Consider the following 25,552-nt stretch of genomic DNA (forward strand, 5'->3'; position numbering starts at 1 on the left):
CGCCAGGGCAGGGGGCCCGGACCTGGAGGCGCTCAGGCCAGGAAGATGACCTTGATGGCTGCGGCTGTTCCGGCAGCCCAGAGCATGGACGTAAGCGTTCCGATAATGAACCTTTCGGCCGCCACCGGGGTTTCCTTAAGCTCCGCGAACCTGCCCAGGCCCTTGATCGCCACAATGTAGGCAATGGCAACCGGCTGGCCGGTCAGGATGGCAAGGCACACTCCCAGCCGCTCGAGGATCCCGATGATGGCACCGCCCCGAAGGATCCGTTGCGTGGGAGCGGCCGGTCCGGAACCGGGAGGGCCCGACGGCGGCGCGTCGGCTGCTGCGGTCAGCTCGCCGTCGACGCCCTGGGAGCCGCCAGCGGAGGCCGGGTCAACAGTCACATCCGCGGACGGATCTTCAGCGGCCCGCTTGGCTTCCTCCGCAGCCTTGGCCGCGTCCGCCCGGTCATCGATTGTCCTGGCCAGCCGGAATACCAGGGCCGTCACGGGCCAGCCGGCGAATCCGGCGACGAGCAGCGCAACCGCGATCCAGAGTGCGTTCACCGGTTTCCTTCCGTTGGAGTGCGGGCCGCCAGGGAATAGGCATGGTCCAGCAGCATGGCCGCTGCCGGCCTCGCCGCCCATTCTTCCTGCCATGCGGACCTGAGGACGGTGCGGCTCACCGACTGTTCGGTTATTCCCAGCTCACGGGCCACCTGTTTCTGGCTGCCATGCCTGACCTCGCCCTGGATGGCCCGCAGCCGGTCCACCACCCGCCACTGGGCCTCGGTGCGCTGCTGCACCAGGCGTCCGATCAGGCGAAGCACCGCCTGGGCATTTGCGCTGGCCACGGCATCCTCCTGGGCATGGGGTTGAAGATCCTTACCGCGGACCATACTGCCGGACACCACTGACAACGGCACCTGTCCAGCGGCGCCCTTGGCAAGTTCCACGGCTTTGCGGGCCGCCACGAACCCGCTTCCGGAGCCCTCCCGGGGGCTGGCACCGGGCGCCAGGCCGACCACCCCGATTCCTATCCCGACGTACCAGTGCCCGCCGCGGAGCGCGTGCAGGGCCACGTCCACCACATCGGCGGCGTCCTCCACCACTCCCTGGAGTTCGTCCCCTACTGATCGTTCAAAGGGCACGGGCGTGAGGTTGCGGAGCGCCGCGATCAGGTCCGGAACCCGGTCCACATCCGTCGTGCTGCCCTGCTGGTCGATCGTGAGGACGTACATGCCCTAACCGTACGCAGCTGATGTTTATTAATCAAACATATTCGGCTGATTAATTGATATCAGCCGTAATAGGCTGATTTCGTGCAATCACCCTGCAGGGGATCCCCTGCGGTGCCCTTGGGGCGAACCACGCCAGGCAATCCATCCGCCGGCAACTGCCAGCAGCGCGGCTCCCGCGCTTTGGGTTGGCAGGCTGCTTCCGGTTGTGGCCTGCCCCAGGACGACTCCGAGGGCATAGAACACCACGGCACCGGCCACCCACAGTGCCCCTGCCCACCGCGGAAGTACGTGTGACTGCCAAACGGCGACACCCAGCAGGACAGTCCCAACAAAAGCAAGCAGGAGCCCGGCCATAAACGCTGCCGTCATCGATCCGGGGAATTCGAGCTGCATGATGTCCTGGTTTCCCGCCAGGTAGGCCCTGCCCACGGCGGGAGTTACGAACGTGGAAATGACTGCAGGCACCAACAGCAAGGCAGTGCCCGCGGCCGCGGTGACCGCTGCTCCCAGCGCCAGGCGTCCCGACCGGCTGCCGGCCAGGTAACAGCCCAGCGCAAAGAGGCCGAAGACAGCCAGGATGGTGCCTCCCGTACTGCCGATGAGGTGGCTGACCTGGTAGGAGTCCGTACTGACAAACCTTGCCCAGGCGCCGGGATCCGCCGCCTGGTCCGGCTGGGGCTCCAGGGAAGACCAGGCGGTGAGGAGCCATGACGCAGGCAGCGTCCAGAGACCCACTCGGACCCACCGGCCGGTGTCCTGCGGATTCATGTGACCGCCCTTCCTAAGTGGCTGCACGGCACAGCTCCGGAGGGAGCGGCAAGTGTCAGCCGAAGAGATTGACCGGCTTCACGATGTCGGCGTAGATAAGGAGCGCGCTCATGCCCATCAGCAACGCGGCCACCACGTAGGTCACCGGCAGCAGCTTGGCGATGTCGAAGGCACCCGGGTCCGGTTTGCCGAACAGCCGGGCCACCTGCCGCCGCGCCCCCTCGTACAGGGCTCCGGCAACGTGCCCGCCGTCCAGGGGCAGCAGCGGTATCAGGTTGAAGACCGCGAGCGCGAAGTTCAGGCCCGCAAGCAGCCCGATCAGTGCGGCCACCCGGGACTGCACCGGGATTTCTTCCATGGCGGCCACTTCGCCGGCAACCCGTCCCACGCCCACCACGCTGATGGGGCCGTTGGGGTCGCGGGGTTCCTCGCTGAAGGCAGCCTTCGCCACGCCCACCACGCGGGCGGGAAGGTTGAACACCACCCCTGCCACCTGGCGGATGTTCTCCCCCGCCATAGGCAGGACGGACGACGCCGGCTGAGCCACGAGTTCTGTCTGGGAGCCGATGCCCAGGAAGCCGACGTCCTGGTAGCGGAGGGTGCCGGCGTCGTCCGTTTCCTGCCGGCCGTCCGCCCCGATGACGGGCCGGGCTGACAGCACCGGGGTCACCGTGGTGGACACCAGGGTGCCGTCCCGCTCAACGGTAATGTCCACTTCGCGCCCTGCGGAGGCCCGGATCCACTCGGTCAACTGGTCCCAGCCCGTGACGGCCTTGCCGTCGAAGGAGGTGATCCTGTCATTCGGTTTGAGGCCGGCCGCGGCAGCGGGCGTGGGCTGGCAGTCCGCCGAATCCGGATCGACGGTCTCCCCTGCCGCCACCTGGCACTTGGAAACCTCGGAGATGGTGGTGGTGGCCGTGGCCATGCCAAAGCCCATGAGCAGCACCGCGGTGAGGAGCACGCCAAGGACCATGTTCATGGCCGGTCCGCCCAGCATCACAATGACCTTCTTCCAGACCGGAAGCCGGTAGAACACCCGCTTTTCGTCACCCGGCCCCACTTCCTCGTGGGCCATGGACCGGGCTTCGGTAGCCAGGGTCTGGAACATGCCGGTGCTGGACGGACGGACGGAGCCGTCGTCCTTGTTGGGCGGGTACATGCCGATCATGGACACGAAGCCGCCCAGCGGAATGGCCTTCACCCCGTATTCGGTTTCGCCCTTCCGCCTGGACCACAAGGTGGGGCCGAAGCCGATCATGTATTTGGTGACGCGCACCTTGAACAGCTTGGCGGGCACCAGGTGCCCTACTTCGTGCAGCGCGATGGACACGGCAATGCCGATCGCCACAAAGACGACGCCGAGGACAAAAAGGAGGACGGGGGTCATTGACGTGCTGCTGCTTCCTAGAGACTTCTGACTGCTAAACGTTCATTGGCGCGGGCACGTGCCCAGCTTTCAGCATCCAGCACTGACTCCACTGTCAGCCCGGAGGACCCTGGGTGTTCGCTGAGGACGGCATCGATTGTGTCCACGATGTCCGTGAACCTGATGCGCCCGGCGTGGAAGGCGGTCACGGCTTCCTCATTCGCGGCGTTGAACACGGCGGGGAACGTGCTGCCCTGCCTCGCTGCATCCTTGGCGAGTCCGACGGCGGGAAAGGCTTCCGTGTCCAGCGGCTCGAACGTCCAGGTGGCCGCGCGCGTCCAGTCGCAGGCAGCGGCGGCCTGCGGCACCCGGTCCGGCCAGCCCAGCCCCAGGGCAATGGGAAGGCGCATGTCGGGCGGGGATGCCTGGGCAATGATGGACCCGTCGATGAACTGCACCATGGAGTGCACCACGGACTGGGGGTGGACCACGACCTCGATGCGCTCAAGCGGCACGTCGAAGAGCAGGTGCGCCTCGATGACTTCCAGGCCCTTGTTGACGAGCGTGGCCGAGTTGGTGGTGACCATGAGGCCCATGTCCCAGGTGGGATGGGCCAAGGCTTCCTGGGGGGTCACCCCATGCAGTTCGTCCCTGCTCCTGCCGCGGAAGGGACCGCCGGATGCTGTGAGGATCAGTTTTTCCACTTCCGCGGCCGAGCCCGAGCGCAGGCACTGCGAGATCGCTGAGTGCTCGGAGTCAACGGGGACGATCTGGCCCTCCCGGGCTGCCGCCTTCACCAGCGATCCGCCCACGATGAGGGATTCCTTGTTGGCCAGGGCAAGCGTGGCCCCGGAATGCAAGGCCGCCAGCGTGGGTGCTAGGCCGATCGATCCGGTGATTCCATTGAGCACCACGTCCGCTTCAACGCCGGCGATCCGGGTGGAGGCGTCCGGTCCGGCGATGATTTCCGGCCGGTAGCCGGGCTTTCCCGCCGCCGCGGCAGCGTCGGCAATGAGCGAGGCCAGCTTTCCGGGGTCACCGCCGGCGATGCCGATGACCGACGCGCCGGTGTGCACCGCCTGGCCGGCGAGGAGCTCCAGGTTCCCTCCCCCGGCGCTGAGGGCCACTACCTCGAAAAGGTGCGGGGCGCCGTCGACGACGTCAATCGCCTGGGTGCCGATGGAACCGGTGGATCCGAGGAGGACGATTCTGCGTGGCTGCATTGCTTAAGTATCGCGCACCGTGGTGCCCGGCCGTTCAGGACCTTCCGAGCTGTGATTCCGGCCGCAGGACAGCGGGGACGACGCCGGACAGTGCTGTCTCTGCCAGCGCCTCCCCCAGCGCCGGCGCCTGTTTGAAGAGGTTGTGCCCGGCTACCGCGCTGACGTTGCCGGCAGACCAGATGCCCACGCCGTCATCGCCCCACGGCAGTCGCGTCACCCAGCAGTGGACGTAGCCGTCCGGTTCGGGATCCAGGCCGGGCAGCGCCGTCCTTACGTAGGCCGCCGCACGGGCCGACAGCGATTCCAGGGCAGCCGGGTCGGCGAGGCTCCCGTCCTGGCGCACGTCTGTTGTTTCGCTCAGGCCCACCGCGTAACGCCGGTTGTCGGCCGAGGGTGCAGCATAGACGCCGGTTTCCCCGAAGACCCCGCTGCCGTCCTGGAATGTTGGCAGCGGAGCGGGCGCGTCATCCCGCACACGGAACGTCACCCGGGCATGCGCGGCGTGTTCAACGGGTATGTCCAGCCCCGCGCCCCGGGCCAGGGCTGCCGTCCCGCGGCCGGCGCACAGGACCGCATGGTCGAACCGGTCTACCCGTGTCCCGGTGCGGACCTCCACACTGCGGCCGGCAGGCCGGACAGTCAGCACGTGGTCCGCCACGAGGGCGTCCTCCAGCGTCCCGGCCAGGGCCCGGAACGCGGCGCGGGTGCGGATTGCCCCGCCCTGGGCATCGAACATCGCCTTGCCCTGGAAGTCCGCGAGGATCGGCAGCGCCGCCGCAAGTTCTGCCGGCGCCAGCAGCCTCACCGGAATCTCCGGCAGGCCACTGAGGACGCGGAGCTTGTCCTCCACGCTGTCCCCGATGGCCACCGCACCGGCACCGGAGACCAGCTCTACGCCGAAGTCAGCCTCCCAGTCCCGCCAGAGGGTGCGGCTGTGACCCACGAACGCGGCCAGCCGGACGTCGTCGTGCGCGTGCCGGAAGATCCTCGATTCCCCGGCCGACTGCCCCGAACCCGGGGTCCCGGACTCGTAGACGGTGACGTCCACACCCGCCTTCCGGAGGGCATGGGCTGTGGACAGCCCGACGATCCCTGCACCTATCACTGCAACACGTGTCATGGGTCCAGCAAAACATGTTTGTGCAGCCCGGCGCAGGTGGAGCTTGTCGAGGGCGGGTGCGCCGCCGGATTCATCCCAGCAGGCGTGGGCGCCGGACGAGGTATCCTGCGCAGCGCTCAGGCGGCAGCCAGTTCAACCAGGCCCTTGGCCAGGGTGGCCACGGCGCCGAGGTAGGCAATCACCGTGACGATGCGGCGGGCGGACGCGGGGCGGACCCTGCCGGCGAGCAGGTCGCCCGCCACGATGCCGGTCACCATGGCCGCCAGGATCGCCAGCCACTGCCAGCCCTCCAGGGCAGGGACGTGCCCGCCGGACAGCACGTACTTGCTGAGCAGCGATGTGAAGCCGGTGGTGATGAAGTAGGGCTGCAGGGTGGCGCTAAAGCTTTTCTGCTCCCAGCGGGTGGCAATGGCATAGGCCGTGATGGCCGGGCCGCCGACACCCGCGGCGGCATTCATGAGGCCGCTGGAAAATCCCAGGGATGCCATGGGGACCGGTCCGCTGGCACGCCAGGAACTCCTGGTCAGCCGCTGGGATGCGAGCAGGGCGATGATGAGCAGGACGCCGATGCAGATTTCCAGCGGGGCTTCCGGCACGTTGCTTGCCAACCAGGCGCCGGGCAACACCCCCGCCAGTGCTGCGAGCGCCAGCCCGAAGTACTTCTTCCAGGCCACGTGCCTCCACACCCGGGAGAGGATAAGGAGCGAGGATGTGGCGCCGCACAGGTTGATGATCATCACGCCGTCGAAAGGGCCCAGGAGCACCACAAGCACCGGGGAAACGAGCAGGCCAAAGCCCAGGCCCGCGATCCGCTGGGCCAGCGCGCCTGCAATAACGGCGATCAGCACCAGCACGAACATCCCTCGATCCTAGTGGCAACTTCCTAGTGGCATCTTCCTGGTGGCCTCCCCGCTGTGGCCTACCCGCTGTAGCATCCCTGCGGGAGCCGGGCGTAACGTGGAGTGCGTGGACTGGCTCTCCTGGTTTGATGCGCCGGAATACGAATTTGCCCGGCAGGTGCTGCAGCGGGGCGTGGCGGCACTGTATTTCGTCGCGTTCCTGTCCTCGCTGAACCAGTTCCCGGCGCTCCTGGGTGAGCGGGGCCTCCTCCCGGTACCTGAATACCTTTCCGGTTTCAGCCGCCTGCGGCGGCCGTCCCTGTTCCGCTGGCGGTATTCGGACAGGCTGCTGCGCTGGGTATGCGCCACCGGGCTGCTGGTTTCGGCGCTCCTGGTGGCGGGCATCCCGCAGCAGGGCCCGCCCTGGGTCCCGCTCATCGCGTTTTTGCTCCTCTGGCTGTTGTACATGTCCATCGTCAACGTGGGGCAGACCTTCTACGGCTTCGGCTGGGAGATGCTGCTCCTTGAGGCCGGCTTTACCGTGGCCTTCCTGGGCTCGGACCAGACAGATCCGCCGCGCACCATCCTGATCCTGATCGTGTGGCTGGTGTTCCGGCTGGAGTTCGGTGCCGGGATGATCAAGATCCGCGGCGGCCGGGAGTGGCGCGACCTGACGGCCCTGTACTACCACCACGAGACCCAGCCGATGCCGGGGCCGCTGAGCAGGCAGGCGCATCTGCTGCCGAAGCCCCTGCACAAGGTTGAAGTCATCGGCAACCACTTCGCCCAGCTGGTGGTGCCGTTCTTCCTGTTCGCGCCCCAGCCCGTTGCCAGCGTGGCCGCGGGGATCGTTATTTTCACCCAGTTGTGGCTGGTGGCCAGCGGCAACTTCGCCTGGCTGAACTGGATCGCCATTGTGCTGGCCTTCGCCGCCGTCAGCGATCCTGTTGCGCACGCCGTGCTGCCGGCCATCCCCCTGGACTGGCACGGCCAGGCCGGCGCAGACAGGGAGACTCCCCTGTGGTGGCTGGCCGTCACCCTGGCGGCAACGCTGCTGCTGGTGGTCCTCAGCTACTGGCCGCTGCGCAACCTTTTCTCCCGCAGCCAGCTGATGAATGCCAGCTTCAACCGGTGGCAGCTGGTCAATACCTACGGGGCGTTCGGCACCGTGACCAAGCAGCGGATCGAGATTGTGGTGGAGGGAACCCTCGACCAGGAGCCGGACAGCGCCTCCGGCTGGCGGGAGTACGGCTTCAGGGGCAAGCCCGGCGATGTCCGCAGGCTCCCCCGCCAGTGGGCGCCCTACCACCTGCGGCTTGACTGGCTGATGTGGTTCCTGCCGCTAAGGACCGTCCACGAGGAGTGGTTTTACGCCTTCCTGGGAAAGCTGCTGGAGGCGGACCGGCAGACCCTGCGGCTCCTCCGCCATGACCCGTTCGACGGCGCGCCGCCGCGCTGGGTGCGCGTGCGCAGCTACCACTACCGCTTTGCCAGCCGGAAAGAGTTCAGGGAGACCGGGAACCGCTGGGTGCGGACGCTGCTCTACGAGCCGATTCCGCCGCTGTCACTGCGGCGCTCACCCGGGCGGATGGGGTGAAGGCGGCCGCGCTGGGAAGGCCGGCTAACCGATGGCCTGGGCGCGGCGGATGATTTCCTGGGCGTGCTTGAGGATGGGACCGTCGATCATCTTCCCCTGGTGCTGGAACACGCCCGAGCCGGCCGATGCTGCAGCCTCGAGGAGCGCTTCGGCAGCCGCGACGTCGGCGTCGGAGGGTGCGTAGGCGGCCCGGACCACGGCGGCCTGGCTCGGATGGATGCACGCTTTGGAGCTGAAGCCGGAAGCCACGGCGTCGGCAGCTTCCTCCTCCAGCCCGGCGAGGTCCGGGATGTCCGTGTACACCGCATCCACCGCCTCCTTGCCGTGGGCGCGCGCAGCCAGCAGCACGGCGGAACGGGCGTGCTGCGCCACGGCCCGGTAGCCGCCGTCGGCCTTCCTGCTGGACGTACCGCCCAGCGATGCCAGCAGGTCCTCTGCCCCCCACATCAGGCCCACCACGTTGGGGGCGGCTGCAATGGCGGGGGCGTTGAGGACTCCCAGCGCTGTTTCACACAGCGCGATCACCTTGTAGCCCTCCAGGGCTTCGAGCTGCTGGACGGTTTCCGCCTTGGCCAGCATGACCGTCCGGTAGGGGGTGTGGGCAAGGCAGTGAAGATCCTTCTCGAACTCCTCGGTGCCGGCGGGATTCACCCGCACGATGGTGCAGCTAGGTTCGAGCTCCGGTTCCACCCCCGTGGTTCCCAGCTGGGCGAGGATGGCGCCGCGGGCGCGCTGCTTGTCCGCCAGCGCCACGGCGTCTTCAAGGTCCAGGATCACGGCGTCCGCCCTGGCAGCAGCCTTCTGGTAGCGCTCGGGCCGGTCGGCGGGGCAGAACAGCAGGGCGGGACCCATCACGAATGTCATACCGGCATTGTCTCCTGTCCGTTCCCCTGCCCGCTGCCGGGCCGGCCCGCATGGGCTTCCCGCGTCCACATCAGGCAGCTCCGCGTGGCTAGTGCCACCACCGTGCCGTCCTGGTTGCGGCCCGTGTGCTCCATGGTGACGATCCCCTGCCCGGGCCGGGAGCCCGAGAGCCGCTTTCCGCTGATCACGGTCTCGGTGTAGAGCGTGTCACCGTGGTAGAGCGGGTGCGGGAAGGAAACGTCAGTGAGGCCAAGCTGCGCAATGATGGTCCCCTGTGTCAGCTGGGAAACGGACTGTCCCACCATGGTGGCCAGCGTGAACATGGAGTTCATGAGCCGCTGCCCGAAGGGCTGCCCGGCACTCCAGGCGGCATCCAGGTGCAGCGCCTGGGTGTTCATGGTGAGCGTGGTGAACAGGACATTGTCCGCCTCTGTCACCGTCCGCCCGGGCCGGTGGGCGTAGGTGACGCCTTCCTCAAGCTCCTCGAAATAGAGCCCGCGCTGTTCGATCACCCGCGGCCCCCCGCTGGCCGGGCCCGTCGCAGCGCCGCCGTCCATGCCGCCGCCGCTCATACGGTCAGTTCCTGGTCCTCTTCGAACAGCTCGGCCCCGGTGGCCGCGGCAACGTCCTCCGCTGAGACGTTGGGCGCCAGTTCGCGCAGCACCAGCCGGGACCCGTATTCATCCGTGACGACGTCGATGACGGCCAGGTCCGTGATGATCCGGTCCACGCAGGCTTTGCCGGTCAGCGGCAGGGAGCACTGCTGGACGATCTTGGGGTTCCCGTTGCGGTCCACGTGCTCCATCATCACGATCACCTTTTTGGCGCCGAACACCAGGTCCATGGCTCCGCCCATGCCCTTGACCATCTTGCCCGGAATCATCCAGTTGGCCAGGTCACCGTTCGCCGCCACCTCCATGGCGCCGAGGACGGCCACGTCCACGTGGCCGCCGCGGATCATCCCGAAGGACGATGCCGAATCGAAGAACGCCGCCCCCTTGTTGACGGTGACAGTCTCCTTGCCCGCATTGATCAGGTCCGGATCAATGGCGTCCTCCGCCGGATAGGGGCCGACGCCGAGGATTCCGTTCTCCGAGTGGAGCACCACTTCCACACCCTCGGGGATGTAGTTGGGGATGAGCGTCGGCATGCCGATGCCCAGGTTGACGTACTGGCCGTTGCTGAGCTCTTTGGCTACCCGGGCGGCCAGCTCGTTCCGCGTCCACCCTTTGGCGCCGGCTCCGTCAGCCGGCATCTCGTGCTGCTGGGCGGCGGCCCGGCGGTACCCGGGCCGGACGCCTTCGGGGCGGGGAGCGTCGGGGCTGTTGGGGTCCATGGCTATGCTCCTGCCTGCCGGGTGCTGCCGGCGTCGTGTGCGGATGCTGCCTGTCCGGGCCGCGCCAGGGCCACGGTCCGTTTTTCAATGCGTTTCTCCGCGTTGGCGGCGAGGACCACGCGCTGGATGAAGATGCCGGGGGTGTGGATGTGTTCCGGGTCCAGCTCGCCCGGCTCCACGAGTTCCTCCACCTCGGCAATGGTGACCCTGCCGGCCATGGCGCACAACGGGTTGAAGTTCATGGCGGTGGCGTGGAAGACCAGGTTTCCGTGCCGGTCCCCTTTCCAGGCATGGACCAGCCCGAAGTCCGGGGTCAAGGCTTCCTCCAGCACATAGTCAACCCCGCCGAAGGAGCGCACCTCCTTGGGTGCGGACGCCACGGCAATCCCGCCGCCGGCGTCGTACTTTTGGGGCAGCCCGCCCTCCGACACCTGTGTGCCCACCCCCGCCTTGGTATAGAAGGCGGGGATCCCGGCGCCGCCGGCGCGCAGCTTCTCAGCCAGGGTGCCCTGCGGGGTGAGCACCACCTCAAGTTCGCCGGCCAGGTACTGGCGGGCAAACTCCTTGTTCTCGCCCACATAGGAGCTGATGGTGCGGCGGATCCGCCCGTCCCGGAGCAGGATGCCGAGCCCCCAGTCGTCCACGCCGCAGTTGTTGCTGACGGTTTCCAGGTCTGTTGTCCCTGCCCGGTGCAGTGCGTCAATGAGGGCGACCGGGATTCCACAGAGCCCGAAACCGCCCACGGCCAGGGACGCTCCGTCCGGGATGTCCGCTACGGCTTCGTCAGCGCTGGCAACAACCTTGTCAATCATCAGTGATCCTCTCAGGCCGGCTACGGTGCCAGTTACTACAGTGCCAGTACTACAGACCCAGTTCGCGGGCGATGAGCATCAGCTGCACCTCCGTGGTGCCCTCCCCCACTTCAAGGATCTTGGAGTCGCGGTAGTGGCGCGCCACGGTGAACTCGTTGATGAAGCCATAGCCGCCGAATACCTGGGTGGCATCCCGCGCGTTGTCCATGGCTGCCTCGCCTGCGACCATCTTAGCGATGGCCGCCTGGGTCTTGAACGGCTTTCCGGCCAGCATGCGGAACGCCGCATCGTAGTAGGCCAGGCGGGCGGTGTGGGCCCGGGCCTCCATGCGGGCGATCTTGAAGGAGATGGCCTGGTACTTGCCGATCTGGTGGCCGAAGGCGCTGCGCTCCTTGGCGTACTTGACCGAGAGGTCCACGCAGCCCTGGGCCGCGCCGGCAGCCAGCGCTGCGATGGCAATCCGCCCTTCATCGAGGATGGACAGGAAGTTCGCGTAGCCGCGGCCTTCCACTCCCAGCAGGTTTTCTTCCGGAACGCGGACATCCTTCAGCGTCAGCGGGTGGGTGTCCGAGGCGTTCCAGCCCACCTTGTTGTAGGGCTTCTCCGCTTTGAAACCGGGGGTGTCCGTGGGCACCAGGATGGTGGAGATTTCCTTCTGCACCGTCCCGTCCGCGCGTTCCTTCTGCCCGGTGACGGCAGTGACCGTCACCAGCCGCGTGATGTCCGTCCCGGAATTGGTGATGAACTCCTTGTTGCCGTTGATCACCCACCCAGTCTTGTCTCCGACGGTCTCACGCCGCGCCGTGGTTTTGGTGCCGCCCGCGTCCGATCCTGCCTCCGGTTCAGTCAGCCCGAATCCGGCGAGCGCCTGGCCCGAGGCGAGCATGGGCAGCCACTCCTGCTTCTGGGCGTCCGTGCCGAAACGGTAAATGGGCATGGCCCCCAGGGAGACGCCGGCCTCCAGGGTGATGGCCACGGACTGGTCCACCCGGCCCAGCTGCTCCAGGGCAAGGGCAAGGGCGAAGTAGTCCCCGCCCATGCCGCCGAATTCCTCGGGGAAGGGCAGGCCGAACAGCCCCATCTCCGCCATCTGCTTGACCACCTCGTACGGGAAGCTGTGCTCCTCGTCGTGCTTGGCGGACACCGGCGCCACCACGGTGTCCGCGAAGTCCCGGACCGTGTCGCTGAGGTCCTGGTATTCCTCGCTGAGTTCAAACCCTGCCATGCCTAGGCTCCTTCGCCATTGAGTGTGTCTGTGCCTGTATCTGCGCCCGTATCTGCGCCTGTATCTTCGCTTGCGGCGGCTGTGTGGGGATGGACGGTGGCCAGCACCTGGTCCGCCTTCACCAGGTCGCCGGGGCGGGCGCTGAGGTGTACCGTCCCGTCCAGCGGGGCCACCAGCTGGTGCTCCATCTTCATGGCCTCGACCGAGACCAGAAGCTCGCCGGCCGCCACGGTGTCGCCATCACTGACCGGAACCGACACCACTGTTCCCGGCATGGGCGAACGCACGGCGGGATCGGCGGCGCCCTCCTCCCGGTGGAGGGCCGCAAGCACCCGCTCAAGCCGCGCTTCCCGGCCCAGGACTGCCAGCCGGCAGGACCAGCCCCCGGTACCCAGGAACAGTTCTGCGGGCACGCCGGGTGCCGGGGAATCACGCGTCGGGGCCGCCGGGCCGCGGAAGACCGGCGCGATGGAATAGGTGCTGGCGTGGCCGTCGAGGGTCAGCGTTGCCTGCCGCCGGGAGGCGAACTCCAGCTGTGCCGGACGGGCAGGCCCGTCCCCCACGGCAACGAGGAACACCCTTCCGGAACCGGCGCTACCGGGGACAGCGCCGCCTCGGACAGGGCCGTCCCCCTCCGCGCCCACCTCCGCGGCGCTGCTGATCCGCACGGCTGCCACGCCGCCGTCGGGCGTTCCCAGGCTGACCAGGCGCGGCGCCGGCGCCCCAAGCCGCCAACCGTTGCGCGCATGCCAGGGTCCCGGCGATGAGGGAGTGTTGTTCTGTTCCTCCATGGCGAGGGTGAAGAGCGCGGCCGCCGCCAGTTCCGCGTCGGCAACCCTGCGGAAGGCCAGGTCCGGCAGCTTTCGTTCGATCAGCCCGGTTTCCAGCCGCCCGGCGCGGACATCGGCATCATTGATCAGCAGCCGCAGGTATTCCACGTTGGTGTCCAGGCCGAGCGCCGTATAGCCGGCGAGCGCCGCATCCAGGGTGTCCAGGGCGGCTGTGCGGTCCTCCCCCCACGCGATGACCTTGGAGATCATGGGGTCGTAGCTGGAGGAAACCTCCAGGCCTTCCACCAGGGAAGAATCCACCCTGACTTTGCCGCTTGTCCCCCTGGGCAGTTCGTCCAGCAGCAGCACAGTCCCGGTGGAGGGCAGGAAGTTTTTCTCCGGGACCTCCGCGTAGACGCGCGCTTCAGCGGCGTGGCCGTGAAGTTCGACGTCGGCCTGCCGGACGGTGAGTTCCCCGCCGGCGGCGATCCGCACCTGCCACTCGACGAGGTCGATGCCGGTGACCATCTCGGTGACCGGGTGCTCCACCTGCAGCCGGGTGTTCATCTCCATGAAGTAGAACTGGTCCGGCGCGTCGTCGGAGACGAGGAATTCGACTGTTCCGGCGCCGCTGTAGTTCACGCTCCGGGCCGCGTTGCAGGCCGCTTCACCGATCCGGGCGCGGATGGCGGCGCCGTCCGGCAGGGCTTCGAGCAACGGCGACGGTGCCTCCTCGATGACTTTCTGGTGCCGCCGCTGCAGCGAGCATTCACGCTCGCCCAGATGGATGACGTTGCCGTGGCTGTCCGCCAGGACCTGCACTTCGATGTGCCGCGGGGTGGTGACCAGGCGTTCCAGGAACAGGGTGTCGTCGCCGAAGGCACTGGCTGCTACCCGCTTGGCCGTGGCCAGCGCCGCCGGGAGGTCCTCCGGACGCTGCACCACGTGCATGCCCTTGCCGCCCCCGCCGGCGGAAGGCTTGATGAGCAGCGGAAACCCCACGCCGGCGGCTGCGTCAACCAGCTGCCCGTCCGTCATCCCTGGTTTCGCGACGCCGGGCACCACGGGGACGCCATAACCGGCCACATGGTTCTTGGACCGGATCTTGTCCCCCATGATGTTCAGGGCTTCCACGCCCGGGCCGATAAACGCGATCCCGGCCCGTTCCAGGGCCCGGGCAAACTCCGCGTTCTCGCTGAGGAAGCCGTAGCCGGGGTGCACCGCTTCCGCCCCGGTCCTGCGGCAGGCCTCGATGATCGCCTCGATGTTCAGGTAGCTCTCCGTGGCCGCTGCCGGGCCGACCCGGACGGCAGTGTCCGCTTCGCGCACGTGCCGGGCGCCGGCGTCGGCATCGCTGTAGACGGCCACCGGCCGGATGCCTAAGGCTTTAAGCGTTCGGATCACGCGGCAGGCAATCTCGCCGCGGTTGGCCACCAGGACGGTGCCGAACATGGGCCGGGTGGCGGTGGGGGCGCCGGCCAGGGAAGGGGTGGTCATTTGCTCGCTCACATCCTGAAGAGGCCGAAGGAGGTTTCAGGCAACGGCGTGCGGGCCACCACGTCCAGTGCCAGGCCCAGGACGGTGCGGGTGTCGGCCGGATCGATCACTCCGTCATCCCAGAGGCGGGCGGTGGAGTAGTACGGGCTGCCCTGGTCCTCGTACTGCCGGCGGATAGGGGCCTTGAAGGCTTCCTCGTCCTCGGCGGACCATTCCTGGCCTGCTGCCTCGTACTGGTCCCGCTTCACCGTGGCCAGGACGCTGGAGGCCTGGTTGCCGCCCATGACCGAGATCCGGGCGGCCGGCCACATCCAGAGGAACCGCGGGGAATAGGCGCGCCCGCACATGGAGTAGTTGCCGGCGCCAAAGGACCCGCCGATGACCACCGTCAGTTTGGGCACCCGGGCCGTAGCCACGGCGGTGACCATCTTGGCGCCGTTCTTGGCGATCCCGCCCTGCTCCGAGTCCTTGCCCACCATGAAGCCGGAGATGTTCTGCAGGAAAACCAGCGGGATGCCGCGCTGGTCGCAGAGTTCAATGAAGTGGGCGCCTTTGAGGGAGGACTCGCTGAAGAGCACGCCGTTGTTGGCTACGATCCCCACGGGATGCCCGTGCAGCCGGGCGAACCCGGTGACCAGCGTGGCGCCGTACTCCTTCTTGAACTCGTGGAACCGGCTGCCGTCCACCAGCCGGGCGATGACCTCATGCACGTCGTAGGCGGCGTTGACGTCCGTGGGAACGGCGCCGTAGAGCTCCTCCGGTTCCGCGGAAGGTTCGACGGCGGCATCCACCTCCCACGCGGGCGGCGCCGGAGGCGGGAGCGTGGACACGATGTCCCGGATGATCTGCAGCGCGTGTTCGTCGTTTTCGGCGAGGTGGTCGGTGACGCCGGAGATCCTCGAATGCACGTCCCCTCCGCCGAGCTCCTCCGGCGTGACGATCTCACCGATCGCCGCCTTCACGAGCGGCGGCCCGCCCAGGAAGATGGTGCCCTGGTTCCGGACGATGACTGTTTCGTCGCTCATGGCCGGCACATAGGCGCCGCCGGCCGTGCAGGACCCCATCACCGAGGCGATCTGGGGAATCTTGGCCGCCGAGAGCCGGGCCTGGTTGTAGAAGATGCGGCCGAAGTGGTCCCGGTCCGGGAAAACCTCGTCCTGTTTGGGCAGGAAGGCCCCGCCGGAATCCACGAGGTAGATGCACGGAAGCCTGTTCTCGAGGGCTATCTCCTGGGCCCGCAGGTGTTTCTTCACCGTCAGCGGATAGTACGTCCCGCCTTTGACGGTGGCGTCGTTGGAAATTACCAGCACGTGGCGGCCATGGACCAGGCCGATGCCTGCAATGACCCCCGCGCCGGGGGCCTCGTTGTTGTACATCCCGTTGGCAGCCAGCGGAGCGATTTCCAGGAACGGGCTGCCGTCATCCAGGAGCTGGTCGATGCGCTCGCGGGGCAGGAGCTTGCCCCTGGCCACGTGCCGCTGCCTGGATTTTTCCGGTCCGCCCAGGGCAGCGTCCGCCAGCCTTTTCCGCAGGTCCTCCGTCAGCGACAGCTGCGAATCGCGGTTCGCCAGGAAAGTGCTGCTGGCGGGGTCGATCCTGCTGGCAAGGGTCTCCATCGACGCGTCCTGCTCCTGTTCCGGCCGGGGCCAAGAAGCCCACTCGGTTAGTGATCAATAACTGAAATTCAGGTTAGTCTCGATTAACTGTGATGTCCAACACAGCAGCTGCCTTGCTAGACTTCCGGGGTCCGAGGAGGAATTGTGCCAAGCACTGACGCCGCTGCAGCCGGCAGCACGACCCAGCCCGGCAGCGCACCCCAGCCCGGCAGCCCAACACAGCGGAGCCGGGCAAAGCAGAACCGCCGCCAGGCGCTGTTGTCCGCTGCGGCGTCGCTGTTTGCGCTGCACGGGTTCAGCCGGGTCTCCCTGGAGGACCTTGGGGCAGCCGCCGGCGTCAGCGGCCCGGCCGTTTACCGCCACTTTCCCGGCAAGCAGGCGGTCCTGGCGGACCTGCTGGTCACCGTCAGCCAGGAACTGCTGGACGGCGGGCGCCGGGTGGCAGCCTGCAATGCCGATCCCCTTGCGGCCCTGCGTGGCCTGGTGGAGTTCCAGGTGGACTTCGCGCTGGGCAAGCCTGACGTCATCCGGGTCCAGGACAGGGATTTCAGCTGCCTTTCCGCTGAGGACCAGGCGGCAGTCAGGACCCTCCAGCGCAGCTATGTGGAGGTGTGGGTGGAGGTCCTCGCGCGGCTCCATCCCGAGACGGACGCTTCGGAGCTCCGGATGCGGGCCCATGCCACGTTCGGACTCATCAACTCCACCCCGCACTCCGTCCGCAACCACGGCAGGAAAATGGGGTCCGGAACGGCCCGGCCCCTGCTCGAGAACATGGCCCTGGCTGCGCTGCTGGCCGACTCCCGAACCACCCCCTAGAGCCCGGAGTTTTTGTCCAGATATGCCGGCTTAAACCGTGGCAATGTCAAGTGGTGGGAGCAACGCGGGGTGGTTAGGCCGCTTGCAGCAGCTGGTTTAGCCGGTTGGCTGGGGTGTCGAGGTTGAGGGTCGGTCGGGGGCGGCGGTTGAGCTTTGCCGCGATGCGGTTGAGGTCCTCAGGGGTATGGGCCGAGAGGTCGGAGCCTTTTTCGAACCAGAACCGCAGGAGCCGGTTGGTGTTTTCATTGGTGCCGCGCTGCCAGGGCGAGTGCGGGTCGCAGAAATAGAGCGTGGTTTCCAGCGCGGTCTGGATCTTCGCGTAGCCGGCGAGTTCTGTGCCGCGGTCCCAGGTGATCGAGCGGCGCAGGTGCTCCGGGAGGTTCGCCATTTCCCGGATCATCGCGGCGGCGACGGTTTCGGCGGTGTGGTCCCCGGGCAGGTGCAGCAGGATCGTGAACCGGGTTGAGCGCTCCACGAGAGTGCCGATCGCGGTCCCGTCAGAACCGATGATCAAGTCACCTTCCCAGTGCCCGGGGACTGCCCGGTCCTGGACCTCGGCGGGGCGTTCGCTGATCTTGAACGCCTCCTTGTAGGGGCTGCTCTTGAGCCGGTCGGCGGTGTGGGGGATGCGTTGTTTACGTTTCAGGCTGAGGTTTTCGGCCAGGTCTTTCCGCAGGCTTCCGCGGGTTTGGACGTATAGGGCCTGGTAGATCGTCTCGTGGCTCACCTGCATAGTCTGGTCACCGGCAAAGTAAAACGCCAGCATCGACGAGATCAGCTTAGGGCTCCACCCATCGTCCATCCACACCGCGATCAGCCGGCACAAATCCTCGTCCTCGATGAGCTTGAAGGGCTTGGGCCGGCGGCGTGCCTGATGGGCTCTGGTGTGCGCGACTTTAGCGTTGTACCTGCCCTCGGCGTCACAGTTGCGGTTGACCTCCCGCCAGATGACGGACTTGTCCCGTCCGATGGCCGCACCGATCTTCGCGTAGCTCATCCCGGCTTGCCGGCCCATCTGAATCATCCCCCTCTCGGCTTCGCTTAGTGCCCGCCCGCAGGAGACCTCCACGGACGGGGCAGGATCTGCCAGGCCGCCATGGGCCGAGATGCTCAGCGTCATCTGACCAGACTCGGCCCACCACTTCTTCCCGGTCCCGCGCGAGGCTCCGACACGCCGTGCAGCCTCACTGACGGACGCGCCGGAGCACACCAAATCAAGAAAATCATCACGAACATGGACAGGAAACAACTTCGGCATCAAACGCTCCATCAATCAGAGCGTTGCAACCACCATATGAATCTGCCCGTCCCCAACCGTGCGTATCTGGACAAAAAGTCCGGGGGTTTAGACCATGGTCAGCACCATGGCGGGATCGGCGAGGAGGGCTCCGACGTCGGCAAGGAAGCGGGAGCCCTGTTCGCCGTCCACCAGCCGGTGGTCGAAAGAGAGGCTGAGGGTCATCACCTGGCGCAGTGCGATGTCCCCGCGGTACTCCCAAGGCGTCCTCCGCACGGCCCCCAGGGCAAGGATCGCCGCTTCCCCCGGGTTCAGGATGGGGGTGCCGGCATCAATACCAAAAACGCCGATATTGGTGATCGAGATTGTCCCTCCGGACAGATCAGCCGGCGCGGTTTTGCCGGCACGGGCTGTGTCCGCGAGCGCCGCGAGCGCTTCCGCCAGGCGGACCAGGGACAGTGAATCCGCGTCCTTGATGTTGGGTACCGTCAGCCCCCGGGGCGTGGCGGCTGCTATGCCCAGGTTCACGTAGTTGTAGGTGACGATCTCCTGGTTCTCTTCGTCCCAGCGCGAGTTGAGCGCAGGATTGCGCCTGAGGGCGATCAGCACCGCTTTCGCGGCCAGGGTCAGCGGAGTGAGCTTGACGCCCGCGAACTCCCTGCTGTCCCGAAGCCTGGCCAGCAGCTCCATGGAGGGAGTGACGTCGACGGTCAGGAATTCAGTGGCATGCGGCGCGGTGAAAGCACTCTGCACCATGGCGGCGGCCGTGAACTTGCGGACCCCCTTGATGGGGGTGCGAGTTTCCCGTCCGCCCCCGCCGGCCTGCACTCCCGCATGGTCCGCGGCCGGCATACCGGGCCGCCCTGGCTCCGAGGACCGGCTGTCCATGAAGTGCTGGACATCCTCCCGGGTAATTAGCCCCTGGGGGCCGGTACCAGTGACCCTGGCCAGGTCCACCCCGAGGTCTTTGGCCAGCTTCCGGACGGGCGGGGTGGACCGCGGACGCTCACCTGCGGGCTGCTCCGGTGCGGCCTCAACGTGCTCAACGGCCGCGGGTTGAGTTTCCGCAGGCAAGGGTGCCGTGGACACGGTGTCGGCGGGTCCGGCCACAGGGAAGGTCCGTGGACGCCGCGCGGGCCGGCCGGTGCTTTCGACGACGGCACCGTAGCCCACAAGGTTGGGTTCCCTCATGGGGGTCCCGGCCGCGCTCTCCCCCGCGTCCTGCCCCACCGCCTGACCCGCGGCCTCGTCCTTGACCGAAGCGGCAGGACCGCCCGCCCCGGAAGGTGCCGGGCCGACGTCGTCCGCCACCTCGAAGGAGACGATCGGCTTGCCCACCTCCACGACGGTGCCCGGCTGTTCATGGAGCTCCTTGATTACCCCTGCAAACGGGGACGGGAGCTCCACCACCGCCTTGGCAGTCTCAACCTCGGCGATTACCTGGTTGAGGGTGACGGTATCGCCCACGCCCACCTTCCAGCTGAGGATCTCCGATTCGGTGAGGCCCTCCCCCAGGTCCGGGAGACGGAATTCCTTGATCATGGTCCCGCTCATCCTTCCAGCCCGCTAAGGGAGTTCGGCCGTCCCAGGGCACGGTCCACGCCGTCCAGGATCCGGTCCAGGCCCGGCAGGTGGTGCATCTCAAGCTTTGAGTAGGGGTAGGGAATGTCGAACCCGGTGACGCGGACGGGTGCCGCCTCCAGGTGGTAGAAGCACCGTTCGGTAATGCTGGCGGCCACTTCCGCCCCGAGGCCGCCCGATTGTGCGGCCTCGTGGGTTATAACCAGGCGCCCGGTCCTGCGGACTGAAGCCACAACGGTTTCGTAGTCCACCGGTGCCAGTGAGCGCAGGTCGATGACCTCGATGGAAATTCCCTCATCGGCGGCGGCCGACGCGGCGTCCAGGGCCGTCTTGACCAGCGGGCCGTAAGCCACCAGTGTGACGTCACCGCCTTGGGTGAGGACGCGCGCCTGCCCCATGGGCACCGGGGCGGTGTGGTCAAGGGACTCATCCACCTCGCCCTTATCGTGGTAGCGCCGTTTCGGCTCGAAGTAGAGCACGGGGTCGTCGCACGAGATGGCCTGCTGGATCACGGTGTAGGCGTCCTGCGGACTGGACACCGTAACGACGCGCAGGCCGGACGTGTGCGTGAAGTAGGCCTCCGGCGACTCGGAGTGGTGCTCAGGTGAGCCGATGCCGCCGCCGAACGGGACCCTGATGGTGATGGGCATCCTGACAGCGCCGCGGGTGCGGTAGTGGAGTTTGGCCACCTGGCTGACGATCTGGTCGAACGCAGGGTAGATGAAGCCGTCGAACTGGATTTCCACCACGGGACGGTAGCCGCGGTAGGCGAGGCCCACGGCGGTGCCCACGATGGCCGATTCGGCCAGGGGCGTATCCACCACCCGGTGCGTGCCGAAGTCCTTCTGCAGCCCGTCGGTTACCCGGAACACGCCGCCGAGGGTGCCGATGTCCTCCCCCATCAGCACGACTTTGGGATCGTTCTCCAGTGATTTGCGCAGGCCCGCGTTGATCGCGCGGGCAAAGGTCATCTGGGTCATCAGCGTGCACCTTCTTCTGAAGCGGCTCCTGCGGGATCACCGAAGGTGGCCAGGTAACGGGCATAGTGGTCCTGCTGCCGGTCCAGCCAGGAGTTGGGCGTGCTGTAGACGTTCTTGAAGACGTCCAGGGGCTCCGGGTCCGGCATGGTGGTGCAGCCCGTCCGCATCTCGCGTGCCACGGCGTCGGCCTTGCCCTTAACCTGTTGCTGGAGTTCCTCCGTCAGCAGGCCCTTCCGCTCAAGAAGAGCGGCGATCCGGCTGATCGGGTCCCGGGCCGCCCAGTCCTCGAGTTCGTTGGCGTCGCGGTAGCGCGTCGGGTCATCCGCCGTGGTGTGCGGTCCCATGCGGTAGCTGACGGCCTCGATGAACGTGGGGCCGCCGCCGCGGCGTGCCCGGTCCAAGGCCACGCGGGTGGCTGCCATCACTGCCAGGACGTCGTTGCCGTCCACGCGCAGGCTGGGGATGCCGAACCCGGCGGCCCTGTCGGACAGCTGGATGTGCGACTGGAGCCGGACGGGTTCAGAAATGGCCCAGTGGTTGTTGGTGCAGAAGAACACCACGGGCACCTGGAAGCTTGCCGCGAAGACCATGGCCTCGTTGACATCGCCCTCGCTGGTTGCGCCGTCACCGAAATAGGTCACGGCCACGGAATCAGCGCCGTCATTCTGGATGCCCATCGCGTAGCCCGTGGCATGGAGGGTCTGGGCGCCGATAATGATCTGCGGCGTGGCCATGTTGATGGCGTAGGGATCCCAGCCCGAGGACGCATTGCCGCGCCATACCCGGACGATGTCCGTCAGGTCCACTCCGCGGCAGTAGGCCACGCCGTTCTCACGGTAGCTGGAGAAGACAAAGTCGTCCGTCCGGAGCGCCCGGCCCGAACCGATCTGCGCGGCTTCCTGCCCCAGCAGCGGCGGCCACAGCGCAAGTTCGCCCTGCCGCTGCAGGGCCGTTGCCTCGACGTCGATGCGCCGGATCACGGTCATGTCCTCGAAGAGGGAACACAACTGCTCGTCGGTGACGTCCCTGACCCAGTAATCGAACTCCGGATGACTGATCCGCTCCCCTGTTGGGGTGACCAGCTGGACCAGGTCCCGCCCCTGTGCATGGGTATGCCGGGCGCTGTTGGGGGCGGCTGGTCCGCCCTGGCCCGTTTCGTCTGTAGACACGATAGCCCGCAACCTTCTCACGTCGTTGACCTCCGGTTTTGGGACTTGTGGCCCCTTCAGCCGCCGGCCGCCCGGGCGCCGTTGCCCCGGATATTTGTGACCCTACTCACAATGCTCAGGAGGTACAACCACCGGCGCGATCACTGAGCAAAATGCTCTGCGGGAGCGCCCGGGACCGTGCTAGCCTTGCGCATTATGCAAGCCCTGGATGGCACCGACGCCCGCCTGCTCTCTGCCCTGGCGCAGGATCCCCGGAAAACGGTGGTGGCACTGGCCCAGAAGCTCGGACTCTCCCGCAACACCGTGCAGGCGCGGATGGCGCAGTTGGAGAAGAAACACGTTTTTCTCTCCTTCGAACGGCGCATCAATCCGGCGGCCCTGGGCTACCCGCTGATGGCCTTCATCTCCGTCCATGTCCAGCAGCAGCGGCTCGCCCTGCTGGCAAAGGAACTCGCTGACATTCCCGAAATTCTTGAGGGCTACGGCCTGACCGGTTCAGCGGACCTGCTGCTGCGCGTGGTGGCGCTTGACGCCGAGGACCTGTTCCGGATCAACGGGAAGATCCTGGCCTGCGAAGGCGTGGACCGGACCGACACGGCGCTGGCCATGGGCGAGCTTATTCCCTTCCGCGTCCAGCCTTTGCTTGAACGCGGTCCCGGGCGGGCTTAGCAGCGGGCGCCCCTATGGCGGAAAGCACGACGGCGGCGGGCGGGGCTGGAGTTCGGACCAGGCGGGCCGCGCTATAGGCTGAATGCCAGTTAATCGGCGGGACAGGCCCAGCGCTGCCCCGCATCCAGGCGGTGCGCTGCACCATTTTTCCGGAAAGGCTCCATCTTGAGCACTCCCCAGGAACCGTTTCAGCCGGGCCACGCAGGCCCGGCGTCCCCGCAGCTGCAGCCTCCCTACTACGGGCAGGAACAGGCATCCCCGTTCGGGCTTCCGGGGCAGCCTCCGCCCAGGAGCCGGCGGAAACTGTGGATGATCCTGGCGGGCGCCGGCGGCGTCCTCCTCCTGGTGGTCCTGGGCATAGTCATTTTGGTGAACGTGGTGGGCAGCGCCACCAACCAGGCCCGGGGACTGGCTGACGGCTTCACCAAGCTGGTCCTCGCCGGAGACAACTCAAGGGCCTACGACGAATACCTTGACCCCGCCCTCCAGGAGCAGCTGTCCAAGGAAGCGTTCATTGAGGGGGTTAGCAGTCTTGGGATGGATGAAACCTGCACACCGGACTACAGGGACCTCAACGTGGTCACCGAAAACGGCGTGAAGTCGGCACATGTTGCCGGGCTCATCGCCTGCGACGGCAAAGAGGTGGATCTCGCCTACCGCTTCGAGGGCACTGAAGAGCTCAAGATGACCGAAATCAAGCTGCGGCCGGCAGGGTAACGGGAGACAAAGGCAGCACAGCAAAGCCTCCGCACCGGAAAACTTGTTCCCGGTGCGGAGGCTTTGCTGTTGATGCCGTCAGGTCAGTGGTCGACGGCCTTTTCGGCACCCACGCCGGTGAGGGAGCGGACTTCCATTTCGGCCTGCTTGGCGGTATCCTCCCGATTCTTGTCGAGCGTCGTTCCGAGCCAGCCCAGGAAGAAGGCCAGCGGGATGGACACGATGCCCGGGTTGCTCAGCGGGAAGAGCGCGAAGTTGGCGTCCTTGATCATGGATGTTGCTCCGCCGGAGACCACCGGCGAGAAGATGATCAGGATGATCGCGGAGCCCAGGCCGCCGTACATGCTCCAGACTGCGCCCTGGGTGGTGAACTTCCGCCAGAACAGGGAGTAGACGATCGTGGGCAGGTTGGCGGAGGCGGCGACGGCGAATGCGAGCGCCACGAGGAACGCCACGTTCTGTCCGTTGGCAAGAATGCCGCCCAGGATGGCCAGGACGCCGATGACCACAACGGTGCGCCGGGCCACCTTCACCTCAGTGTCGGCGTCGGCCTTGCCCTTGGAAATGACGCTGGCGTAGATGTCATGGGCGAACGATGCCGCCGCCGTAATGGTCAGGCCGGCCACAACGGCGAGGATGGTGGCGAACGCCACGGCCGAGATGAAGCCCAGCAGCAGCGGCCCACCCAGATAGAAGGCCAGCAGCGGGGCGGCCGAGTTCACGCCGCCCGGTGCGCTCTTGATGGTCTCGGCACCAACCAGGGCAGCTGCACCGTAACCAAGCACCAGGGTGAAGAGGTAGAACAGGCCGATCAGCCAGATTGACCACACCACGGACTTGCGGGCTTCCTTGGCCGTGGGGACCGTGTAGAAGCGCATGAGTACGTGCGGCAGCGCTGCGGTGCCCAGGACCAGGGCGAGGCCGAGTGACATGAAGTCGATCTTCGAGGTTTCCGTCTTGCCGTACTGCAGGCCGGGATTCAGGACGGCCGGGTTGTTGGCCGTCTCCACTGCGGCGCCCAGGAGGCTGGAGAGGTTGAAGCCGTAGATGGCCAGGACCCACAGGGTCATGACGGCTGCGCCTGCGATGAGCAGGATGGCCTTGATGATCTGCACCCAGGTGGTGCCCTTCATGCCGCCGATCAGGACGTACATGATCATCAGGGCGCCGACGACGATGATCACCAGGGCCTGCCCGGTCCAGTCACTGATGCCCAGCAGCAAAGAGATGAGGCTGCCGGCGCCGGCCATCTGGGCCAGCAGGTAGAAGAAGCAGACGGCGAGGGTGGAGATGGCCGCGGCGATGCGGACCGGCCGCTGCTTCAGCCGGAAGGACAGCACATCGGCCATGGTGAACTTGCCGGTGTTGCGCAGGAGCTCGGCCACGAGCAGCAGTGCCACGAGCCAGGCCACCAGGAAGCCGATGGAGTACATGAAGCCGTCGTAGCCGTTGATGGCGATGGCGCCGGTAATGCCCAGGAAGGAGGCGGCGGAGAGGTAGTCGCCGGCGATGGCGGTTCCGTTCTGCGAGCCGGTGAAGGAGCGGCCGGCCGCATAGTAGTCCGCGGCGGTCTTGTTGTTCCGGCTGGCGCGGAGCACGATCACCATGGTCACGGCCACGAAGATGCCGAAGATGCCCATGTTGAGCAGCGTGGTTTCCTTGAGGGCGGCCACGTCCACCGCTGTTGCGATATTGATCATTTGGTGACTCCGCCTACTCGGTTGCCGTGCTTATCGAATTCGTGGCCCTCGATCTCGTCCCGGATTTCCTTGGCGATGGGGTCGAGCCGCTTGTTGGAGTAGTGGACGTACCAGCCGGTGATGGCGAACGTGGAGACGAACTGGAGCAGGCCGAGGATCAGGCCCACGTTGATGTTGCCCCAGACCTTGGTGGACATGAAGTCCACGGCATAGTCGGCGAGCAGGACATATGCGAAGTACCACAGCAGGAATGCGACTGCCATGGGGAAGACAAAGCTGCGGTGACGCTTGCGCAGTTCCTTGAACTGCTCCGTCGACTGGACCTGCTCGAAGTCCACGGACGCCGCTGCGTCCGGAGTGTGGGCATCGTTACCCATCGTTCCTCCTCGTTGAGACTTGCCTGAACACACCCAACGGCAGGCCCGAAA

At 66.8% G+C, this 25,552-nt stretch carries 24 protein-coding genes; 4 read left to right on the forward strand and 20 right to left on the reverse strand.

Annotation, left to right across the window (positions count from 1 at the left end):
• Positions 1–32: 32 nt before the first annotated feature.
• The 7 genes from WHH00_RS11920 to WHH00_RS11950 all read right to left on the reverse strand — a co-directional run bounded on the left by WHH00_RS11920 (position 33) and on the right by WHH00_RS11950 (position 6,559).
• Positions 33–548: a hypothetical protein gene (locus WHH00_RS11920; RefSeq protein ID WP_406633011.1), complete on the reverse strand. Its 516-nt coding sequence runs from the start codon at positions 546–548 to the stop codon at positions 33–35.
• A complete protein-coding gene (locus WHH00_RS11925; protein ID WP_406633013.1) occupies positions 545–1,222 on the reverse strand; it encodes a MarR family transcriptional regulator in 678 nt (225 codons plus the stop codon). Before WHH00_RS11925 ends, WHH00_RS11920 begins: the two co-directional genes overlap by 4 nt.
• A gap of 87 nt (positions 1,223–1,309) precedes the next feature.
• Positions 1,310–1,990: a hypothetical protein gene (locus tag WHH00_RS11930; protein ID WP_406633014.1), complete on the reverse strand. Its 681-nt coding sequence runs from the start codon at positions 1,988–1,990 to the stop codon at positions 1,310–1,312.
• A gap of 55 nt (positions 1,991–2,045) precedes the next feature.
• On the reverse strand, positions 2,046–3,377 hold the full coding sequence (locus tag WHH00_RS11935; RefSeq protein ID WP_406633016.1) for a M50 family metallopeptidase: 1,332 nt from the start codon (positions 3,375–3,377) through the stop codon (positions 2,046–2,048).
• A gap of 17 nt (positions 3,378–3,394) precedes the next feature.
• Entirely contained in the window at positions 3,395–4,579 is a 1,185-nt protein-coding gene (gene dxr / locus WHH00_RS11940; protein ID WP_406633018.1) for a 1-deoxy-D-xylulose-5-phosphate reductoisomerase, read from the reverse strand.
• A gap of 34 nt (positions 4,580–4,613) precedes the next feature.
• Positions 4,614–5,699 (reverse strand): NAD(P)/FAD-dependent oxidoreductase, encoded by a 1,086-nt coding sequence (locus tag WHH00_RS11945; protein ID WP_406633020.1) that lies wholly within the window; start codon positions 5,697–5,699, stop codon positions 4,614–4,616.
• Positions 5,700–5,815: 116 nt separating this feature from the next.
• Complete coding sequence (locus WHH00_RS11950) at positions 5,816–6,559, reverse strand: TSUP family transporter (protein WP_406633022.1); 744 nt, start codon at positions 6,557–6,559, stop codon at positions 5,816–5,818.
• A gap of 106 nt (positions 6,560–6,665) precedes the next feature.
• Here WHH00_RS11950 and WHH00_RS11955 point away from each other — a divergent pair, with 106 nt between their 5' ends.
• Positions 6,666–8,135: a lipase maturation factor family protein gene (locus tag WHH00_RS11955; RefSeq protein ID WP_406633024.1), complete on the forward strand. Its 1,470-nt coding sequence runs from the start codon at positions 6,666–6,668 to the stop codon at positions 8,133–8,135.
• Positions 8,136–8,159: 24 nt separating this feature from the next.
• On the opposite strand, the gene WHH00_RS11960 is transcribed toward WHH00_RS11955, so the two are convergent.
• The 7 genes from WHH00_RS11960 to WHH00_RS11990 are packed head-to-tail and all read right to left on the reverse strand — an operon-like array spanning position 8,160 to position 16,255.
• Positions 8,160–8,999, reverse strand: a complete 840-nt coding sequence (locus WHH00_RS11960; RefSeq protein WP_406633026.1) for an HpcH/HpaI aldolase/citrate lyase family protein — start codon at positions 8,997–8,999, stop codon at positions 8,160–8,162.
• Positions 8,996–9,571, reverse strand: coding sequence for a MaoC family dehydratase (locus WHH00_RS11965; RefSeq protein WP_350004709.1), 576 nt, complete (start codon positions 9,569–9,571; stop codon positions 8,996–8,998). Before WHH00_RS11965 ends, WHH00_RS11960 begins: the two co-directional genes overlap by 4 nt.
• Complete coding sequence (locus WHH00_RS11970) at positions 9,568–10,335, reverse strand: CoA transferase subunit B (RefSeq protein WP_350004711.1); 768 nt, start codon at positions 10,333–10,335, stop codon at positions 9,568–9,570. The genes WHH00_RS11965 and WHH00_RS11970 overlap by 4 nt, the downstream gene beginning before the upstream one ends.
• A 2-nt stretch (positions 10,336–10,337) precedes the next feature.
• A complete protein-coding gene (locus tag WHH00_RS11975) occupies positions 10,338–11,147 on the reverse strand; it encodes a CoA transferase subunit A (protein WP_350004713.1) in 810 nt (269 codons plus the stop codon).
• Positions 11,148–11,196: 49 nt separating this feature from the next.
• Positions 11,197–12,372 carry an acyl-CoA dehydrogenase family protein gene (locus tag WHH00_RS11980; RefSeq protein WP_350004714.1) on the reverse strand — a complete coding sequence of 392 codons (1,176 nt, stop codon included), beginning with the start codon at positions 12,370–12,372 and terminating at the stop codon, positions 11,197–11,199.
• Positions 12,373–12,374: 2 nt separating this feature from the next.
• Positions 12,375–14,639, reverse strand: a complete 2,265-nt coding sequence (locus WHH00_RS11985) for an acetyl/propionyl/methylcrotonyl-CoA carboxylase subunit alpha (RefSeq protein WP_406633029.1) — start codon at positions 14,637–14,639, stop codon at positions 12,375–12,377.
• 8 nt (positions 14,640–14,647) lie between these two features.
• Positions 14,648–16,255 (reverse strand): carboxyl transferase domain-containing protein, encoded by a 1,608-nt coding sequence (locus WHH00_RS11990; RefSeq protein WP_406633031.1) that lies wholly within the window; start codon positions 16,253–16,255, stop codon positions 14,648–14,650.
• 144 nt (positions 16,256–16,399) lie between these two features.
• Between WHH00_RS11990 and WHH00_RS11995 the strand changes: the two genes are divergently transcribed.
• Positions 16,400–17,071, forward strand: coding sequence for a TetR/AcrR family transcriptional regulator (locus WHH00_RS11995; protein ID WP_406633033.1), 672 nt, complete (start codon positions 16,400–16,402; stop codon positions 17,069–17,071).
• 73 nt (positions 17,072–17,144) lie between these two features.
• Here the strand turns inward: WHH00_RS11995 and WHH00_RS12000 are convergent, their stop codons facing one another.
• The 4 genes from WHH00_RS12000 to pdhA all read right to left on the reverse strand — a co-directional run bounded on the left by WHH00_RS12000 (position 17,145) and on the right by pdhA (position 22,038).
• Positions 17,145–18,329: an IS30 family transposase gene (locus tag WHH00_RS12000; protein WP_374152828.1), complete on the reverse strand. Its 1,185-nt coding sequence runs from the start codon at positions 18,327–18,329 to the stop codon at positions 17,145–17,147.
• 87 nt (positions 18,330–18,416) lie between these two features.
• Positions 18,417–19,862 (reverse strand): dihydrolipoamide acetyltransferase family protein, encoded by a 1,446-nt coding sequence (locus tag WHH00_RS12005; protein ID WP_406633036.1) that lies wholly within the window; start codon positions 19,860–19,862, stop codon positions 18,417–18,419.
• Complete coding sequence (locus WHH00_RS12010; RefSeq protein ID WP_406633038.1) at positions 19,859–20,869, reverse strand: alpha-ketoacid dehydrogenase subunit beta; 1,011 nt, start codon at positions 20,867–20,869, stop codon at positions 19,859–19,861. The genes WHH00_RS12005 and WHH00_RS12010 overlap by 4 nt, the downstream gene beginning before the upstream one ends.
• On the reverse strand, positions 20,869–22,038 hold the full coding sequence (gene pdhA, locus WHH00_RS12015; RefSeq protein WP_406633040.1) for a pyruvate dehydrogenase (acetyl-transferring) E1 component subunit alpha: 1,170 nt from the start codon (positions 22,036–22,038) through the stop codon (positions 20,869–20,871). Before pdhA ends, WHH00_RS12010 begins: the two co-directional genes overlap by 1 nt.
• 195 nt (positions 22,039–22,233) lie before the next feature.
• On the opposite strand from pdhA, the gene WHH00_RS12020 reads away from it, so the two are divergent.
• A complete protein-coding gene (locus WHH00_RS12020; protein ID WP_231455343.1) occupies positions 22,234–22,707 on the forward strand; it encodes an Lrp/AsnC family transcriptional regulator in 474 nt (157 codons plus the stop codon).
• A gap of 165 nt (positions 22,708–22,872) precedes the next feature.
• A complete protein-coding gene (locus tag WHH00_RS12025) occupies positions 22,873–23,424 on the forward strand; it encodes a hypothetical protein (protein WP_406633042.1) in 552 nt (183 codons plus the stop codon).
• An 83-nt stretch (positions 23,425–23,507) separates the two neighbouring features.
• On the opposite strand, the gene WHH00_RS12030 is transcribed toward WHH00_RS12025, so the two are convergent.
• Both WHH00_RS12030 and WHH00_RS12035 read right to left on the reverse strand, forming a co-directional pair.
• Positions 23,508–25,124, reverse strand: a complete 1,617-nt coding sequence (locus WHH00_RS12030) for a cation acetate symporter (protein ID WP_406633044.1) — start codon at positions 25,122–25,124, stop codon at positions 23,508–23,510.
• Positions 25,121–25,501: a DUF485 domain-containing protein gene (locus WHH00_RS12035; protein ID WP_066274718.1), complete on the reverse strand. Its 381-nt coding sequence runs from the start codon at positions 25,499–25,501 to the stop codon at positions 25,121–25,123. The genes WHH00_RS12030 and WHH00_RS12035 overlap by 4 nt, the downstream gene beginning before the upstream one ends.
• Positions 25,502–25,552 lie beyond the last annotated feature (51 nt).

The organism is Pseudarthrobacter quantipunctorum, assembly GCF_045291495.1.
GTDB classification, from domain to species: Bacteria; Actinomycetota; Actinomycetes; order Actinomycetales; family Micrococcaceae; genus Arthrobacter; species Arthrobacter quantipunctorum.

Excerpts from the sequence above, each read along its gene's own strand:
- WHH00_RS12005 (WP_406633036.1), bottom strand. The coding sequence starts at position 19,862 with ATGAGCGGGACCATGATCAAGGAATTCCGTCTCCCGGACCTGGGGGAG.
- WHH00_RS11990 (WP_406633031.1), bottom strand. The coding sequence starts at position 16,255 with ATGGAGACCCTTGCCAGCAGGATCGACCCCGCCAGCAGCACTTTCCTG.
- WHH00_RS11930 (WP_406633014.1), bottom strand. The coding sequence starts at position 1,990 with ATGAATCCGCAGGACACCGGCCGGTGGGTCCGAGTGGGTCTCTGGACG.
- WHH00_RS11950 (WP_406633022.1), bottom strand. The coding sequence starts at position 6,559 with ATGTTCGTGCTGGTGCTGATCGCCGTTATTGCAGGCGCGCTGGCCCAG.
- WHH00_RS11975 (WP_350004713.1), bottom strand. The coding sequence starts at position 11,147 with ATGATTGACAAGGTTGTTGCCAGCGCTGACGAAGCCGTAGCGGACATC.
- WHH00_RS11985 (WP_406633029.1), bottom strand. The coding sequence starts at position 14,639 with ATGACCACCCCTTCCCTGGCCGGCGCCCCCACCGCCACCCGGCCCATG.
- WHH00_RS11965 (WP_350004709.1), bottom strand. The coding sequence starts at position 9,571 with ATGAGCGGCGGCGGCATGGACGGCGGCGCTGCGACGGGCCCGGCCAGC.
- WHH00_RS11945 (WP_406633020.1), bottom strand. The coding sequence starts at position 5,699 with ATGACACGTGTTGCAGTGATAGGTGCAGGGATCGTCGGGCTGTCCACA.
- WHH00_RS11925 (WP_406633013.1), bottom strand. The coding sequence starts at position 1,222 with ATGTACGTCCTCACGATCGACCAGCAGGGCAGCACGACGGATGTGGAC.
- WHH00_RS11970 (WP_350004711.1), bottom strand. The coding sequence starts at position 10,335 with ATGGACCCCAACAGCCCCGACGCTCCCCGCCCCGAAGGCGTCCGGCCC.
- WHH00_RS12030 (WP_406633044.1), bottom strand. The coding sequence starts at position 25,124 with ATGATCAATATCGCAACAGCGGTGGACGTGGCCGCCCTCAAGGAAACC.
- WHH00_RS12000 (WP_374152828.1), bottom strand. The coding sequence starts at position 18,329 with ATGCCGAAGTTGTTTCCTGTCCATGTTCGTGATGATTTTCTTGATTTG.
- WHH00_RS12035 (WP_066274718.1), bottom strand. The coding sequence starts at position 25,501 with ATGGGTAACGATGCCCACACTCCGGACGCAGCGGCGTCCGTGGACTTC.
- dxr (WP_406633018.1), bottom strand. The coding sequence starts at position 4,579 with ATGCAGCCACGCAGAATCGTCCTCCTCGGATCCACCGGTTCCATCGGC.
- WHH00_RS11935 (WP_406633016.1), bottom strand. The coding sequence starts at position 3,377 with ATGACCCCCGTCCTCCTTTTTGTCCTCGGCGTCGTCTTTGTGGCGATC.
- WHH00_RS11960 (WP_406633026.1), bottom strand. The coding sequence starts at position 8,999 with ATGACATTCGTGATGGGTCCCGCCCTGCTGTTCTGCCCCGCCGACCGG.
- WHH00_RS12020 (WP_231455343.1), top strand. The coding sequence starts at position 22,234 with ATGCAAGCCCTGGATGGCACCGACGCCCGCCTGCTCTCTGCCCTGGCG.
- WHH00_RS12010 (WP_406633038.1), bottom strand. The coding sequence starts at position 20,869 with ATGACCCAGATGACCTTTGCCCGCGCGATCAACGCGGGCCTGCGCAAA.
- WHH00_RS11980 (WP_350004714.1), bottom strand. The coding sequence starts at position 12,372 with ATGGCAGGGTTTGAACTCAGCGAGGAATACCAGGACCTCAGCGACACG.